We start from the raw sequence: 15,579 nt of genomic DNA, 5'->3' as shown, positions 1-15,579 counted from the left end.
TGAATCCATGGGTACAAATGCAGATAAGGTGAAGGAAGTAAAAGGTTTCCTGCCGCGTTCCATTAAGTATGCACAGGATATCGATGAAGGGTTTTCCGAGGCCCTTGCATCCTTTTACACTGCTGTGTGGGAGGACAGGGACAACGGTCTCTCCATGAAGGAAAAACACCTTCTTGTATTTTCCATAGCATGTTCCAACAATAACAGTGAAAGTGCTGTAAAGATTCTTGAAAGACTCAAGAAATTTGGAGCGACCCGCACTGAGATTACGGATTGCATGATGATAGCTGCCTGGACGGGTGGTATCCAGAATTTCACTGATTTCAGCAGGCAGGTATTAAAGCAGATGGATAAATTGGAATTTTGAAATAAAGTGAGGGTTAATTATGGAAGAAACAGAACCAATAAGAATGCCTTTGATAGGCGATGAAGCACCGAGTTTTAAAGCAACAACCACACAGGGAGAAATAAACTTCCCAAAGGATTACAAAGGCAAATGGGTAGTCCTGTTCAGCCATCCTGCGGATTTCACACCCGTCTGTACCACCGAGTTCATGACCTTTGCTACAATGGAGGATGAATTCAGGGAATTGAATACCGAACTCATTGGACTTTCCATTGATGGTATTCATGCCCATATTGCCTGGCTGCGGACCATTAAAGAGAAAATCGAGTACAAGGGAATGAAAGATGTAGAGGTCAATTTCCCTGTAATTGCGGATATCAAGATGGAAGTAGCAAAGAAATTCGGTATGGTCCAACTGGGTGCATCGGATACTCAGGCGGTACGTGCCGTGTTTATCATCGACCCCAAGAACAAGGTACGTGCAATCCTCTACTATCCGCTCAGCAACGGTCGTAACATGCAGGAAATCAAACGGATGGTAATTGCCATGCAGAAATCGGATGCCGAACAGATAGCAACTCCTGCAAACTGGCAACCCGGGGATGACGTTATAATACCGCCACCCGGTTCATGCGGTATGGCAAAGGAGCGGGTTGAGGCGAAAGAAGAGGGCAAGTATTGTCTCGACTGGTTCATGTGTTTCAAGAAAGGAGAGAAATAAGCAGGCACAGCCCTGCTTTCTTTTCTAGGTGGCCTATGACTTTCAAAGACATATTGCTCGAGGAAAATGTTGGCGGATTTGATCTGGTTTTCAGGGCCCTTATAGGTTCGATGGCAATGATTGCCCTGGCCATGGATCTGGTGGAAACTTCTCCCTGGAACTGGCTGGTTGCACTCGTGGCTTTGGCTGGATTATTTACGGCAATGACAAGGCACTGTACGCCCTACCATTATCTGGGCATCAATACCGCAAAAAAATAATTATTCCAGGCCGATCTCTTCATCTGTAAGATAACAGGCCGGGTCATCTGCCCAGATATTGCCATAAACAGCTTCTGCACGGACACGGAAATTTCCGTTACAGATGTCCAGCCACTTGCATTGGCCACATCTTTTTGCATGTTCCTTCAAGAGGGGTTTGCGATCTTTCAGGCCTGCAAGTAAATCGTCACTGAGATCTGTCCAGATCTCGCTGAAAGGTCTTTCCCTGATATTCCCGATGGTGTAGTGGCGCCAGAACTGGTCCGGGTGCACTGTTCCGTCCCAGGACACACAACCAATTCCTACACCGGTGGAATTGCCTCCGTTCATTTTCATAAGATCGAGTACCTCAGCCGCACGTTCGGGTTCTTCGTCCTTCAATTTCATGTAGAGGTAGGGGGCATCACAATGATTGTCCACGGTGAGTACCTCCGGTTTAATTCCCTTCTCATAAAGCTGTTTTGTACGATCCAGAATCAAATCTACGGTTTCCCGGCTTTCTTCATGTGTGAGGTCCTGTTTTATGAGGTCGCTGCCTCTGCCTGCATACACAAGATGATAGAAACAAATCCGTGGAATTCCTTCTTCTTCCAGCAGGTCGAATATTGCAGAGATTTCCCGGAAATTACTTTTATTGATTGTAAAACGCAGTCCAACCTTGATTCCTGCTTTCATGCAGTTGTGGACACCTTCAAGTGCTTTTTTGAAAGCCCCCTGTTGTCCTCGGAACCTGTCATTTGTCTCTTCTGTGCCATCAATGGATATTCCAACGTAGGACAGGCCGATTTCCTTTAGTTTTTTTGCCATGTCCATATCTATTAGTGTTCCATTTGTGGAAATTACTGCTCTTAGGCCCTTTGAGACTGCATATTCGGCCAATTCGGGCAGATCTTTCCTGACAAGAGGCTCCCCTCCGGAAAAAGTATGACAGGCGTTTTGAATTCTGCCAGGTCATCGATGAGTCTTTTTCCTTCTTCTGTGGACAGTTCTCCCTCAAAATCCTTATCGTCTGCCTGGGCATAACAGTGAATGCATTTGAGGTTACATTTGCGGGTGACATTCCATACTACAACAGGTTTCTTGTCCTTTGAGAACTGGAGTAGGTGGGAAGGTAATCTGGAGGAATGTCGTCCATATCTCAGGGCATCCGATGGTTCGACAGTTCCGCAATAAAGCTTTGAAATACCGATCATTTCTAAACCTTCTTCAGTCAAGGTATTCTTCTTTAATGGTCTTTAGCATTTCATCGAAGGTGTACTTGCAGGGTTTTATAGTTGTTTCCACACCATATTCCTGAATGGTATTTGCCGTAGGAGTACCAATTGCAGCCACGATAGACTTTTTCATCACTTCCTTTAGATCATCGGTTTTTCCCATCTCTTCTGCCAGGCTGAAGAAATTGCGTACCATCATGGAACTTGTGAAGGCAAAAATTGTAATATCCCCTGCTGCCGCCCTTTTAATAAGTTCTCTCTGTTTGTCTCCTTCGGGCCGCACGAGTGTATATACCTGTGTTTCCAGAACTGATGCACCACACTTTTCAAGCCCTTCTATAAGCAGGATTGAACCATAGGCACTGCGCGCGGTATCCACTATCTTTCCCTTAACATCAGGGCAGAGATATTCAACCAGTCCTTCTGAGCTGTAGACGCCCGGCATTCCAAGGACTCCAATATCAAGTTCTTCAAGCCTCTTTTTTGTATTTGGGCCGATGGCTATTACTTTTGTCCTGTTCAGGGCATTGGTGAATTCATTCCTGTCATCTACCTTGTCCAGGGTATAGTCGATACCATTGGCACTGGTAAATATCACATAGTCGCTTTTTCCAGAAAGGACATGGTCTTTGAATGTATCGAACATGTCATCTTTCATATCCGTCAGCTCGATCATTGGGGCCTCGAACACCTCATATCCCATGGATTGTGCCATCTCACGGGATTTTGCAAGGTAATTGCGAGGTCTCATTATTGCTATGGTATTATTTTTTTTATCCATATTATCCCCATAAGACCTTTTGCATACCCAGGATATCATGTACGGAAACCACATCACCCACAATTGTTATTGCAGGGGCCTTTACACCGGCCTTTTTTTGCTTTTTCTGCTATGTTCTCAATATTTCCTGTGGTGATCCTCTGATCGGGTCGGGTCCCTTTTTCGATAATTGCTACCGGAGTTGATGGCGATTTGCCGTATTTTTTCAGTGCATTCATATTCTCCTCCAGCCTTTTCACTCCCATAAAAATGACCAGGGTGCCGGGGAATCGAGCCAGGTTTTCCCAATCAAGGCCCGTTTCCTTTTTGGTCGGGTCTTCATGGCCGGTGATGAATGTAACCATTGAAGCATGGTCCCTGTGGGTTACAGGGATTCCGGCATAAGCAGGTGCTGCAATTGCAGAGGTGATACCGGGTACAACCTCAAAACAGATCCCTGCCTGTACAAGTTTTTCAGCCTCTTCACCTCCCCTGCCGAACATATAGGGGTCTCCGCCCTTTAATCGAACGACGCTTTTTCCTTCTTCTGCCTTTTTCACTATCAGGTCGTTGATTTCTGCCTGGGTTAGTTTATGATTACCTGCATATTTTCCTGCATCTATTTTTTCTGCCGTTTCGGGCATGCTCTGCAGGATTGCTTCTCCTGGCAACTGGTCATAGACTATGACCTCTGCATTGTCTATTAAATTTCTTGCTTTTATTGTGAGCAGTTCCGGATCTCCGGGGCCGGACCCAACAAGATATACTTTCCCGTATCCACTATTCATGATATTAATCCTCGATTGACGTGTTTGGGGAACTAAGGAATTGATTGGTTAAAAAGGTTATATGTACTGGATAGGAATTGGAGGGAAGAAAAAAGTGAAAAATATACTCATTGATTATCGAGTATATATAATAAAATGTCCTTGTTGAGTTTTCCTTCTCTTTCTATTTTTCTGGCAATTTCTTCGTCTGACATGCCCTCAGATTTCAATTCCTTTATCCTTTCATTAACAGAAGGTGAGATGCTGTAATACTCATTTATGTCTTTCCGGTGGCCCCACACATCTCCCTCTATAAGTCTGATTCCTTCCATCTCAAGGAACATTTCAATCGATTTTGATACAGTTTTCCTGTAAGATGAAGGTATCTGGATCACTTCCACATTCCTACATCTTTTAACGAGATCAAATATGTCCTTGTTGGACGGACGGAAAGCCAGATGAATCACCCTTTCCCCTTCATCGAGTGTTTCAATTTCTTTCCTTTTACTGACAACTCTGATTTTCATGATTCCACTCCTGATGTTAAGCTCGATGTATAACTCAATAAATTATTATTAATTCTAACCTCTTAAATAATTATCGAGTGAGGACTCATTCATTTTTCTTCAAACGCAACCTTACGGCATCAGCATGAGCGTACAACCCTTCTTCTTCTGCAAGTGTGATTATTGTATCACTCAGGGATTGCAAGCCTTTCCTGTCCAGCTGCTGTATTGTGGAATATTTCAGGAAATGATTGATGTTTAATCCTGAGTAGAGTCTTGTATATCCTGCTGTAGGGAGAACATGATTTGTTCCTGAAGCATAATCGCCGGTTGAAACGGGAGCATATTTTCCCATAAAAATCGATCCGGCACTATCAATTCTGTCCAGGACTGTCTCATCATCTGCTGTCATTATCTCAAGATGTTCGGGTCCGAAACGATTGGATAATTCAATACACTCATCAAGGGAAGCACCTATAAGGATGGCCGCATTTTGAAGGGCTTCTTTCACTATTTCTGACCTGGGTGTAGTATCTGCAAGTTCCCCTAAGCGTTGTTGTGTATTCGCTGCAATTTCCTCAGAGTTAGTGGTTAATACACAGATTGAATTGGGGTCATGTTCGGCCTGTGCCAGCATGTCAGATGCGATAAAATCCGGGTTTGCAGTTTCATCTGCAATTATCAGGATCTCACTGGGCCCTGCCGGGAAATCTATCTCTGCATGTGTGCGGATAAGCATCTTTGCCGTAGTCACAAATACATTTCCCGGCCCCACAATCTTGTCTACGGGCTTAACGCTTTCAGTTCCATAGGCAAGAGCTGCGACAGCCTGCACACCGCCCAGTCTGTATATCCTGTCAGCACCAGCGACCTTTGCAGCTGCAAGTGTCAGGGGATTTACCTTTCCATCGGGCCCGGGAGGAGTACACATGGCTACGTCCTTCACTCCTGCAACTTTGGCCGGGATTATTGTCATAAGGGCTGTTGAAGGGTATGATGCTCTTCCTCCGGGCACATAAGCACCTACGGATCTTAAGGGTACTGTTTTCTGTCCGGCTTTAACTCCCGGGGAAATTTCTATAAACCATTTGTCCCGGGGTAATTGCGCTTCATGGAATTTCCTGATGTTAGATGCAGCTTTATCCAGATGTTTCAGCAAAGATGGATCTATTTTTGTCATTGCTTCATTAATTTCGTCTTCAGTTACTTCGATAGCACCAATTAGGGCTTTGTCAAATTTTTCAGTATAATGACGCAGGGCATTATCCCCATCCTTTTTTACATCCTCAAGGATTGTTTCAACTGCATCCCTTACAGCCATCAGGTCTGATGCCCTTTCCATAAGATTCTCCAATTCACCATTGGCGAGGTCTTTAATTTTCTTATAAAGCATGGGGTAAGTCTCCGTATTTTTGTTTATGTATTAGATAGTTATCTCAGATGAAGTCCTGAAATGTTTTCTGTTGTTCCTTATTTTCCAATGTTTCCGGCTCTACATAACTATTGCTGTCAGTTTCCCTGCCCAGGTAAGAAAGGATTTTTTGGGCTATCTTTGGCCCGACTATCCCTGCAAGTTGCTTTTCATTTGCTGTTGCAAGTTTCTGACGGCTGCTATATCCTTTCTTGAAAAGTTTGCGTGCTCTTGCCCTGCCTACATCTGGAATTTCCACCAATTCCATTAGTTCACTTCCTGCGCCATAATGTATCCTTTTTTCAAGTTTAGCACATTCTTTTTCAAGTTGTGGATTTATCCTGGATGCAATCCTTAAAGTGGCATGCATCAGCCACTCGGCAATATCAGAGATGGCATAAATGTCGCCTTCTGAGACCTGATAGTTATCAACAATTTTTTCCAGGCTCTTTTCATTGATCCATTCCAGAAGTAACAAAGCGGTCTTGACCTCTGAAAGAAACCATTCATATTCTATTTGTTTGAATGGACTGGGCACTTCTATGAAATCTTCGGTATGATTCATCACATAATCATTTATTATTTCATAATCCCTGTTGCGCAAGTAAAGCAGGCGCATATCCGGTGTACTGCAAATCAGTTGCAACAAAGTCATATCTGTGACATGTGTGGTTTTTTCCAGTCCGCGGATGAGTTTTGAAGCCGAAAGGGGATCAATATATAGCGAGGATATCATTTTTCCCAGTTCTGTTGGCCGGATGATCTCATTATCCTGTTCAAGCATTCCCTCGTTTTTGAGGAATATCAGGCAGTCTTCCAGCAGTTCTTCGAAATTCCAGCTCTCTTGCTGGTGGGCAAAAAAAGTTGAACCCAGAAAGGTAAGCATCTCCTTGTGGCAATGTGCAAAACCGCTTGCAATAGTGGAAAGGATGTGGGTGCGCAGTGCATTCTCGGTACCCAGTTTGGACCAGATATCTTCTGCAGAAGCGTTGATATATCTCTCCAGCACGTCGGCTAGTTCTTCATATGTTTTCACTATGACTACAGCTTCTCCATAGGGGTCCAGATGTGGCCTGCCTGCCCTGCCGGCCATCTGTTTGTAGTCAAGCACAGGAATGGGTTGCATTCCTGCATTGGGGTCATAGCGTTTGTAGCTGCGGATAATCACACGTCGGGCAGGCAGGTTCAACCCGGCTGCCAGTGTTGGTGTGCTACAGATCATCTTTATTAAATTGTTCCGGAAAGCATCTTCTACGATCCTGCGATGGGCGGAATTAAGTCCTGCATGATGAAAAGCAACCCCTTTTTTAATACAGTATGCAAGAGTTTCAGTAAGCTTAGTCTCCCCGTTTTCCAGAACTTCTTTTGCAACTTCTTCCAGTTCATTGCGATTTTGCCTGGCGAGAAGTTCTCCTGCAACAGGAGCACACTTCTTTGCAAATCCGACACAATTTCGTCGGCTGCTGTCAAAAACAAGACATTGTCCTTCTTCGATAATAGTGTCCAGTACAAGATTTACAGTATCTTCCTTGTGGCGTCTTTCGATAAACTTCTGGTCTTCATAGAAATTGATGGCATCCCCGAAAAAAATCCCCTCATGTAAGTCAGTGGGTCTCCATTCACTTAGTACGAGTTTTGCTTCCAGCCACTGAGCAATTTCCATCGCATTACCAACTGTAGCTGAAAGAGCAACCACCTGTGCCTCAGGGTTGAGTCTTTTGAGTTTTGCCAGGGTTACTTCCAGTGTGGGTCCTCTGTTTGCCGAATCCAGCAGATGGACCTCATCAACGATCACAGCGGTGATATCTTTCATCCAGGGTGTGGAATTACGCAAAAGAGAATCCGTTTTCTCGGAGGTAGCAACTATTATGTCATTGGAACCGAGCCATTCATCCCTTGAATCAAAATCTCCTGTTGATATGGCTGTTTTAATTCCCATACTTTCAAATCGTTTAAAGTCCCTGAATTTTTCAGAAGCCAATGCGCGCAGCGGTACAATGTAGAGGGCCTTGCCTCCCTTTTTGATAGCTTTTAGCATAGCCATTTCTGCAAGCAGGGTTTTACCGGATGCTGTGGGAATTGCTGCAAGTAGGTTTTCTCCTTTCAGCAATCCTTTTTCTACAGCATCTGCCTGGGGCGGATAGAGTTCTTCTATACCGGCCTGAAGATATAGGTTAATGGCTTCTGAAGGTAGGTCCAGTTCTTCTATTTTCATGAAATTTCACATCTAAAGGCGAGTTTGGATAACACTTTTGTTGATGAAAGTTACAAATACAATTAATAGCATTTATTATTAAGGGAATAAATATTATTTTGAAAATAGATATTCTGCTTCAAAGTAAAAGCATCGTCTAAATCTCGCTCTGGACATTTAATAGTAAAAACTAAATTATAAGCACGATTATTTATTGGATGTTTTAGTAAGAGTATATATGGTAGGTCCAATGGCAAACACATCAGATGTACTTTCTGACACTTCCTGGTATTTCTGGAATTCCTGGAATGGACTGGATGTTCTATTCGTACTTTTTGTTATCGTACTTACTTTTGTTGCATCAAAATTAGTTGACAGGATAATTCAGCATCAATTTGAAATGGCCAGCCGCAGGATGGATGTCGATGAAACGGCTTATCGAATTATCAGGCATACATCCGTAGCCTTTGTTTATGTATTTGGCTTAGTTTTGATAATAATGCGTTTTCCGACGCTGCAAAACCTTTCTTTTGCTATCTTTGCAGGTGCAGGGTTTTTGGGTATAGTTGTTGGTCTTGCTGCCCAGAGCACAATGTCAAATATTATTTCAGGTGTATCCCTTGCCATATTTCGTCCCTTCAGAGTAGGAGATCGTGTTAATATCAGGGATGATTACGGCAAGATTACGGACATTACTTTGCGTCATACGGTCGTTAAAACCTGGGATAACCGCAGGCTTATCATCCCCAATCATGTAATCAGTGACGAAGCGATTATAAATTGGACTATAGAGGACCCAACGGTATGCTGGCCGATTGATATCGGTATAAGCTATGATTCAGATATTGATCTTGCCCGTAAGATAATGATCGAAGAAGGGCGCAAAAATAGTAATACTATGACTTTTTCTGAACTCCGTACATATGATAAAAAGTTCAGTGATGATGATGTTCTTGTCCTTCTAACAGAACTCGGGGACTTTGCCGTTAACCTAAAATTACTTGTTTGGGTACGGGATAGAGGTTTTGCCTATCTTACAGGATGTGACATCAGGGAATCGATTAAAAAGCGTTTCGACAAAGAAGGAATCGAGATTCCGTTCCCATACAGGACACTGGTATACAAAAAAAGACCTGATTGCAGAACACGAAAATAGGTATGTCGGGCAAAAAGAAGGAGAAGAGATATTTTAATATTCTCTTCTTTTTTCACTCGTTTCCAAGTTCCCCGTTGAAATACTTATCATAAGAGCTCATATCAAAATGACCATGGCCACTCAGATTGAACAGGATTGTCTTTTCTTCCCCTGTTTCCTTGCACTTCATTGCCTCATCGATAGCACATTTGATTGCATGGGATGATTCGGGAGCTGGGACAAATCCTTCTGTTCGGGCAAAGGTCACGCCTGCTTTGAATACTTCGATCTGGTGGTAGTTTGTGGCTTCCAGGAGCCCTTCATTGACAAGTTGACTTATTATTGGTGAACAACCGTGATAGCGCAGTCCGCCGGCATGAATTGCAGGCGGGATAAAATCGTATCCTAGAGTATGCATTTTCAACAACGGTGTCATTTTTGCAGTATCACCGTAATCATACCTGAATTCCCCGGCGCTTAAAGTAGGACATGCGGATGGTTCTACACCGATTACTCTCAAATCCTTGCCATCCATTTTATCTTTGATGAATGGAAGGCCGATTCCAGCAAGGTTACTACCGCCACCACAGCAGCCGATAACGACATCAGGGTAATCCTCGGCCATTTTCATCTGTTCCTGGGTTTCCAGTCCTATTATTGTCTGGTGATGCATAACATGGTTAAGCACACTTCCCAATGCATACTTGGTATTATCATTGAGAGCAGCATCTTCCACAGCTTCACTGATGGCTATACCCAGACTTCCGCTTGTATCGGGGAAATCTTCCTGGATCTTCCTGCCAAACTGGGTTTCATTGCTCGGGGATGGAATTACATTTGCTCCCCAGAGGTTGATCAGGGACTTCCTGTAAGGTTTCTGGTAGAAACTTGATTGTACCATGTATACTTTACATTCAATATCAAAATAGTTGCATGCAAGAGAAAGAGCACTTCCCCACTGTCCTGCTCCCGTTTCAGTAGTAATCCTTTCAGTTCCCTCTTTCATGTTGTAGTAAGCCTGGGCAATTGAGGTGTTAGGTTTGTGGCTGCCAGCAGGGCTCACACCTTCGTGTTTGTAGTAGATTTTTGCAGGTGTGTCAAGTTCCTTTTCAAGTCTTGAGGCACGGTAAAGGGGTGATGGTCTCCAGAGCTTGTAGATATCTTTTATTTCATCGGGGATATCGATGTAAGGTTTATCAGACATTTCCTGTTTGATAAGTTCCCTGGCAAAAAGAGGTTCTAGCTCCTCCGGTTTGATTGGTTCATTTGTTGCAGGATTCAATGGAGGCTCAAGGGGGGTGGGCATGTCAGGTAAAATATTATACCATTTCTTTGGCATATCATTTTCATCGAGTATATATTTTGTATATTCCATGATAAGTCCCTCATATTTAATGTACACTTTAGTACTATTTTGTACGGACAGTTGTTTATTTAAGACTATCGGGAAACCATACCAGAAAAGGTTGCAAAAGAAAAGATATATTTGTGAATTTTTAGGGTTTGCAACCCAGCTCCACTCTTTCTTCTGGTGAGAGGGATAAATAAAAGTCGATTATTTCAAGATCATTATAGTGTTTGCTATGCAACACTTCTAAAAAACGGTCAAGTTTCTGGATAGTTTCCTGGTGCATGGGCTTTAAAGATAGGAATTCTTTTGATTCTTTTTCCAAACCCACCTTGGCAAGATTATCTGCCAGCACTTTAACCGTTTCTCGATCCTGTTTCAGAAATTGTTGTCTTATATAATCTATGTCATCCCTGGAATCATCAATTCCCTCTTTGTTTTCCCTGAATTCTTTTGCAGTAATATCATCATAAAGATGCATGTACCTTTGATGCAATTTTGCACTTTTTTTCCATGTACCAGTACCAGAAGCCATTGTCCATATCAGGATTACTTTCTCTTGTACCATGGCTACTTCTTTCCTTTGCCTTTTTGACCAGCCATTCCCTTCTCCATTTATTGAATTCTGAATCGGGATTTTGGCTGGTCTCGGGGGCTTCGTTTGGGCTATCCCCACTCTTCATTAGCTCATACCACCACGTCTGCTATAAAGGTAGAGAAGCACAACAGATAGCCTAACCTATCGCTATTAATGTAAGCTTTCTTGTTGTACCACCTGCTATACCACTAGCAACTTTAAATTATATTTATTCTTATTTAACGTTATCCACATCGTTTTGTATAGTAATCATTAGTATGAGGAAGTATGTTTTAAGATTTTAATTTCTAAAGATTATTATGCGTGAAATACTTGTAACAATATGTGCTAATTATACATATTCACAAAATCATTAGTGATCACAATGAATCCAGAAAATCAACTTTCTATGGAAGAAGAGAAATTATTGGGCCAACTTGTCAGTGGCGACCTTTCAATGCATCGTTTGGACAAACATGTAGAAAAAGATAGGGCTGTGCTCCTTCGCAGAATGGCCCTGGAAAGAATCAGAGATGTACAATTGGAACATATTGGTAGTTTCAGTATAAATGCAAATGAAGCAAGTAAGCGCAATATTGAAAATATGATTGGAGCGGTGCAGGTTCCTCTGGGAATTGCCGGTCCCGTTGAAATAGGTGGGGAATTTGCGCAAGGGGAATATTATCTTCCTCTTGCCACTACAGAAGGAGCTCTGGTTGCCAGTGTGAATCGTGGTTGTTCAGCTATTTCTGTTTCAGGTGGCACTGTAGTGAGGGTCTTCAATGAAGTGATGACCAGGGCGCCTGTGTTCAGGATGAATGATATTAATCACGCAAAAGAATTTGTTGACTGGATAAAAGACGGGGACGTTTTTGACCAACTTCAAAATAAAGCTTCTGAAACAACACGTTTTGGTAAACTTACCGATGTTGAACCATATGTACTGGGTAACAATGTTTACCTGCGTTTTGAATTTGACACTAAGGACGCCATGGGAATGAATATGGTAACCATTGCTACCCAGGCGATTGTGGACCTGATCAGTGATGAGTTCGGTGTTTATCCGGTGTCACTTTCCGGAAACATGTGCTCCGACAAAAAACCCGCAGCTATCAATAACATCAAGGGCCGGGGTAAAACTGTGGTTGTTGAAGCTGAGTTAACTGCTGAAGTCGTAGAAAAGAAATTAAAGACCACTCCGCAAGCAATGGAAGAGGTGAATTACAGGAAAAATCTTCTGGGTTCTGCCCGCGCGCAGTCCCTGGGATTCAATGCCCATGCGGCCAATATAATCGCTGCCATGTATATTGCCTGTGGCCAGGACCCCGCTCATGTTGTTGAGGGTAGCAGTGCGATAACTACAATGGATGTCACAAAATATGGTTCCCTTTATTGTACTGTGACCCTGCCGGCATTACAGCTGGGTACTGTAGGAGGAGGCACTAAAATAGGTACGCAGGCAGAATGCCTGGCTTTGCTGGGAGTTGCCGGTGGAAGTGATGTGCCCGGTGCCAATTCAAAAAAACTGGCTGAAATAATAGCATCAGCGGTACTTGCAGGAGAAATCTCTCTTGTAGGCGCACAGGCAGCCGGCCATCTGGCACGCGCCCATGCTGAATTGGGAAGATAATCAGGATCTCTGGGAGTGATATATCTCCCCTATCCTTTCCAGGCTCTCTGCTTCTTCAGGGGATTTATCATCCCTTACATTGACAAGCCTGGGGAAACGCAGGGCATATCCTGATTCATAATTGGGACTCTTTTGTATCTCTTCAAAAGCAATCTCAAAGACAATTTCGGGTTTTAATTCTATTTTTCTGCCCGCTTCATAAACAATCAAATCAGAAAAAAGAGTGGTAAGCTCTGCCAGCTTTTCGTCTGTAATCCCGGTGGCTACCTTTCCAATGGCAGGAAATTTCCCGGTGTCTGGATCATAACAACCAAGTGCATAGGAACCAATCAGGTTTGCCCGTCGTCCATATCCCCACTCGGCACCGATAACTACAAGGTCCAGGGTTTCCATGAGTGGTTTTTTCTTGAGCCAGTTCTTACCTCTTTTACCTGGAGAATAAGGTGCATCGGGCTTTTTAATCATTATTCCTTCATGGCCTGCACTGAGGGCATCTGCATAAATTTCCTGTATTTCTTCCTCATTATCAGTAATTATTTGCCTGTCTACGAGTATCCTGTCACTGCTCTGCACATTCTGGTACAATAACTCTCTTCTTTTCCTGAGGGGATTGTCTATCAGGCTTTCCCCGTTAAGATAGAGCACGTCAAAGAGGTTTAGTTTGAGAGGAATTGCTTTGGCAATTGCTTCAACGTCATATTTTCTTCTGAAACGCTTTAGTATATCCTGGAATGCCCGGGGTTTACCATCTTCTCCGATTGCCACGGCTTCTCCTTCCAGAATAGCCGTGTCTGCGTTCACATTTTCCTGCACTGTTTTTACTACATCGGGCAGGGAGGATGTTACATTTTCAAGTCTGCGGGAGAATATGTGTATGTTATCTCCTTTTTTATGTATCTGCACTCTTGCCCCATCAAACTTCCATTCCACATCAACTTCCCCAAGGTCATTCAGGGCTGACTGAATACTGGGTGTTACCTGGGCCAGCATCATTTTGACAGGGCGATTCAGCTGAATGTCAAGTTTCTGTACTTCTTCATTGCCACCATTGCAGGCCGCAACGGCTACAAGCCCCAGGTCGTTTGTCAGCATGAATGCTCGCTCGACTACGTTCACATCAGTTTCAAAAGCTTTGGATATCGCGTCCCTGACAATTCCTTCTCCCACACCGATACGCAGTTGCTCGATAGCAAGCCGGGCCAGGTAACGTGCCTCTATCGGGGTTGCCGAATTGAAAAGGTACTGTAGATTTTTTATTTTAGTACCCTGGGAACGTTTCCCTGCAGTATCTGCGATATGGGTAAACCTCTCATAGACTTCTTTGATTTCCATGCCAGGTCTTTCTTCAATAAATGCTGAGAATGTGGACTGCCCGGCAGGATTGGAGGACAGGGCCTGCACTGCTGTTTCCCCTATATCCCCGGTTTTACGGATGATATTTTCAATTTCATCCTCTGGAACCCCTGAAGATTTTGAGAGAGCAGTATATAGGAGTCTGTTCCCGACACCCATCTGCCTGTCACTCCAGGCAGGAAAAACCGAACCCATTACAAAGTGGGTCACGACAGGAAGTTCTTCAATGGTAACCTCTTTTAGGAGTTTTGCAATCACATCGGTCATTTCCAGTGAACCTGGGATCTGTTCGATACTCGCACATGTATTTGCAAAATATTCAAAAGAAGTCACTTATGAACACCTGTTCTCAATCTTCCCTGTAAATGGATATAATGTCACTCAGGATTGCACTTGCAGTCTCGATAGAACCCGCACCTCTGCCAGTTGAGGTGACTGTGCCTGCAAGATCGGTCTGCACCGACACAACATTGAGAGTTCCTCCAACAGCAAGTGGATGGCTTTCAGGAACGAGACGTGGTGATGTTTGGATGCATCCGTCCTTGACTTCCCCAATCTGCTTGATAACATATCCTTCGGATTGTGCCAGGGAGAGAGCTTCGGGAGTAATGCTGGTAATTCCTTTTACATCCACATCATGGTATGTTGCTTTCATTCCGAATACATAGTTTGCAAGAATTACAAGTTTACAGGCAGCATCGATTCCTTCCACATCATAGGTTGGGTCGGTTTCAGCAATCCCCAACTCCTGGGATTCTGCAAGCATCTGTTCATATGATGCGTGCTCTTCCATCATCCTTGTTAAGATGTAATTGCAGGTTCCATTCAGGACTCCTTCAATACTGATAATTGAGTTGCCTGCGATAGTATCACGTATCAGGTTTATTGCCGGCATGGCACCACCCACAGTTGCCTCAAACCTGAATTTAGCATTGTTTTTCCGGGCAGTTTCTGCAAGTTCCCCGTATTTGAGGGCCAGAGGACCTTTGTTGGATGTGACTACATCCATTCCCTTTTCAAAAGCTGTCAACATGTTGTCAAGTCCCACTCCTCCGGTTTCAATGTCTGTAGGGGTGGTTTCAATGACAACTTCATGTTCTACATTCCTGATAACTTCCAGACCGCTAAGGGTTTCGGGTCCTACCCGGCCGTTTTCCTTTTTACTCTTGAGAACCTTTTCAAGATCAAGGCCTTTTTCATCGATAGCAGCGCTTCTGGAATCAGCCACAGCAACAACTTTCAGGTCAAAACCCTTTTTTTGGATCTCCTCTTTTTTCTGGAGTAATACCTGAGCTACTCCCTGTCCAACAGAACCAAAACCGATTATTGATGCACGAATAATTTTCATATGTATAAC

The 15,579-nt window shown here is 43.5% G+C and carries 14 protein-coding genes and 2 pseudogenes; 5 read left to right on the top strand and 11 right to left on the bottom strand.

Going from position 1 to position 15,579, the window contains the following annotated elements:
- The first annotated feature begins 7 nt into the window (after positions 1-7).
- Genes C9889_RS03010 through C9889_RS03000 form a run of 3 tightly spaced genes read left to right on the top strand, consistent with a single transcriptional unit; the run spans position 8 to position 1,327 of the window.
- Positions 8-367: a carboxymuconolactone decarboxylase family protein gene (locus C9889_RS03010; protein ID WP_129597081.1), complete on the top strand. Its 360-nt coding sequence runs from the start codon at positions 8-10 to the stop codon at positions 365-367.
- A gap of 19 nt (positions 368-386) precedes the next feature.
- Positions 387-1,067 carry a peroxiredoxin gene (locus C9889_RS03005; protein WP_129597079.1) on the top strand — a complete coding sequence of 227 codons (681 nt, stop codon included), beginning with the start codon at positions 387-389 and terminating at the stop codon, positions 1,065-1,067.
- Between the two features lie 35 nt (positions 1,068-1,102).
- Complete coding sequence (locus C9889_RS03000; RefSeq protein WP_129597077.1) at positions 1,103-1,327, top strand: YgaP family membrane protein; 225 nt, start codon at positions 1,103-1,105, stop codon at positions 1,325-1,327.
- On the opposite strand, the pseudogene ahbC reads toward C9889_RS03000, so the two are convergent.
- From ahbC to C9889_RS02970, 6 genes and pseudogenes are all read right to left on the bottom strand, one after another.
- Positions 1,328-2,520, bottom strand: a pseudogene (gene ahbC, locus C9889_RS02995) (12,18-didecarboxysiroheme deacetylase).
- A gap of 13 nt (positions 2,521-2,533) precedes the next feature.
- A complete protein-coding gene (locus tag C9889_RS02990; protein ID WP_129597075.1) occupies positions 2,534-3,322 on the bottom strand; it encodes a uroporphyrinogen-III synthase in 789 nt (262 codons plus the stop codon).
- Between the two features lies 1 nt (position 3,323).
- Positions 3,324-4,089 (bottom strand): annotated as a pseudogene (gene cobA, locus C9889_RS02985) (uroporphyrinogen-III C-methyltransferase).
- 107 nt (positions 4,090-4,196) lie between these two features.
- On the bottom strand, positions 4,197-4,595 hold the full coding sequence (locus tag C9889_RS02980) for a DUF1699 family protein (protein WP_129597073.1): 399 nt from the start codon (positions 4,593-4,595) through the stop codon (positions 4,197-4,199).
- A gap of 85 nt (positions 4,596-4,680) precedes the next feature.
- Entirely contained in the window at positions 4,681-5,967 is a 1,287-nt protein-coding gene (gene hisD / locus C9889_RS02975; protein ID WP_129597071.1) for a histidinol dehydrogenase, read from the bottom strand.
- A gap of 43 nt (positions 5,968-6,010) precedes the next feature.
- Complete coding sequence (locus tag C9889_RS02970) at positions 6,011-8,200, bottom strand: ATP-dependent DNA helicase (RefSeq protein WP_129597069.1); 2,190 nt, start codon at positions 8,198-8,200, stop codon at positions 6,011-6,013.
- A 217-nt stretch (positions 8,201-8,417) separates the two neighbouring features.
- Here C9889_RS02970 and C9889_RS02965 point away from each other — a divergent pair, with 217 nt between their 5' ends.
- Positions 8,418-9,335 (top strand): mechanosensitive ion channel family protein, encoded by a 918-nt coding sequence (locus C9889_RS02965; RefSeq protein ID WP_225419959.1) that lies wholly within the window; start codon positions 8,418-8,420, stop codon positions 9,333-9,335.
- Positions 9,336-9,387: 52 nt separating this feature from the next.
- Here C9889_RS02965 and C9889_RS02960 read toward each other — a convergent pair whose 3' ends face one another.
- The 3 genes from C9889_RS02960 to C9889_RS02950 form a co-directional block, all read right to left on the bottom strand.
- A complete protein-coding gene (locus C9889_RS02960) occupies positions 9,388-10,689 on the bottom strand; it encodes a TrpB-like pyridoxal phosphate-dependent enzyme (protein WP_129597067.1) in 1,302 nt (433 codons plus the stop codon).
- Positions 10,690-10,810: 121 nt separating this feature from the next.
- The gene (locus C9889_RS02955; protein WP_129597065.1) at positions 10,811-11,143 is read right to left on the bottom strand and encodes a hypothetical protein; all 333 of its coding nucleotides are present in this window, start codon (positions 11,141-11,143) and stop codon (positions 10,811-10,813) included.
- Positions 11,130-11,345, bottom strand: coding sequence for a hypothetical protein (locus C9889_RS02950; protein ID WP_129597063.1), 216 nt, complete (start codon positions 11,343-11,345; stop codon positions 11,130-11,132). The genes C9889_RS02955 and C9889_RS02950 overlap by 14 nt, the downstream gene beginning before the upstream one ends.
- Positions 11,346-11,624: 279 nt before the next feature.
- Here C9889_RS02950 and hmgA point away from each other — a divergent pair, with 279 nt between their 5' ends.
- The gene (hmgA, locus tag C9889_RS02945) at positions 11,625-12,869 is read left to right on the top strand and encodes a hydroxymethylglutaryl-CoA reductase (NADPH) (RefSeq protein ID WP_129597061.1); all 1,245 of its coding nucleotides are present in this window, start codon (positions 11,625-11,627) and stop codon (positions 12,867-12,869) included.
- Here the strand turns inward: hmgA and C9889_RS02940 are convergent, their stop codons facing one another.
- Entirely contained in the window at positions 12,870-14,555 is a 1,686-nt protein-coding gene (locus C9889_RS02940; protein WP_129597059.1) for an ATP-dependent DNA ligase, read from the bottom strand.
- A gap of 16 nt (positions 14,556-14,571) precedes the next feature.
- On the bottom strand, positions 14,572-15,570 hold the full coding sequence (locus tag C9889_RS02935) for a homoserine dehydrogenase (protein ID WP_129597058.1): 999 nt from the start codon (positions 15,568-15,570) through the stop codon (positions 14,572-14,574).
- Between the last annotated feature and the right edge of the window lie 9 nt (positions 15,571-15,579).

The sequence above is a fragment of the Methanohalophilus profundi genome (assembly GCF_004137855.1).
Classification (GTDB): Archaea; Halobacteriota; Methanosarcinia; order Methanosarcinales; family Methanosarcinaceae; genus Methanohalophilus; species Methanohalophilus profundi.
This window is presented reverse-complemented; position numbering and strand designations above follow the sequence as displayed.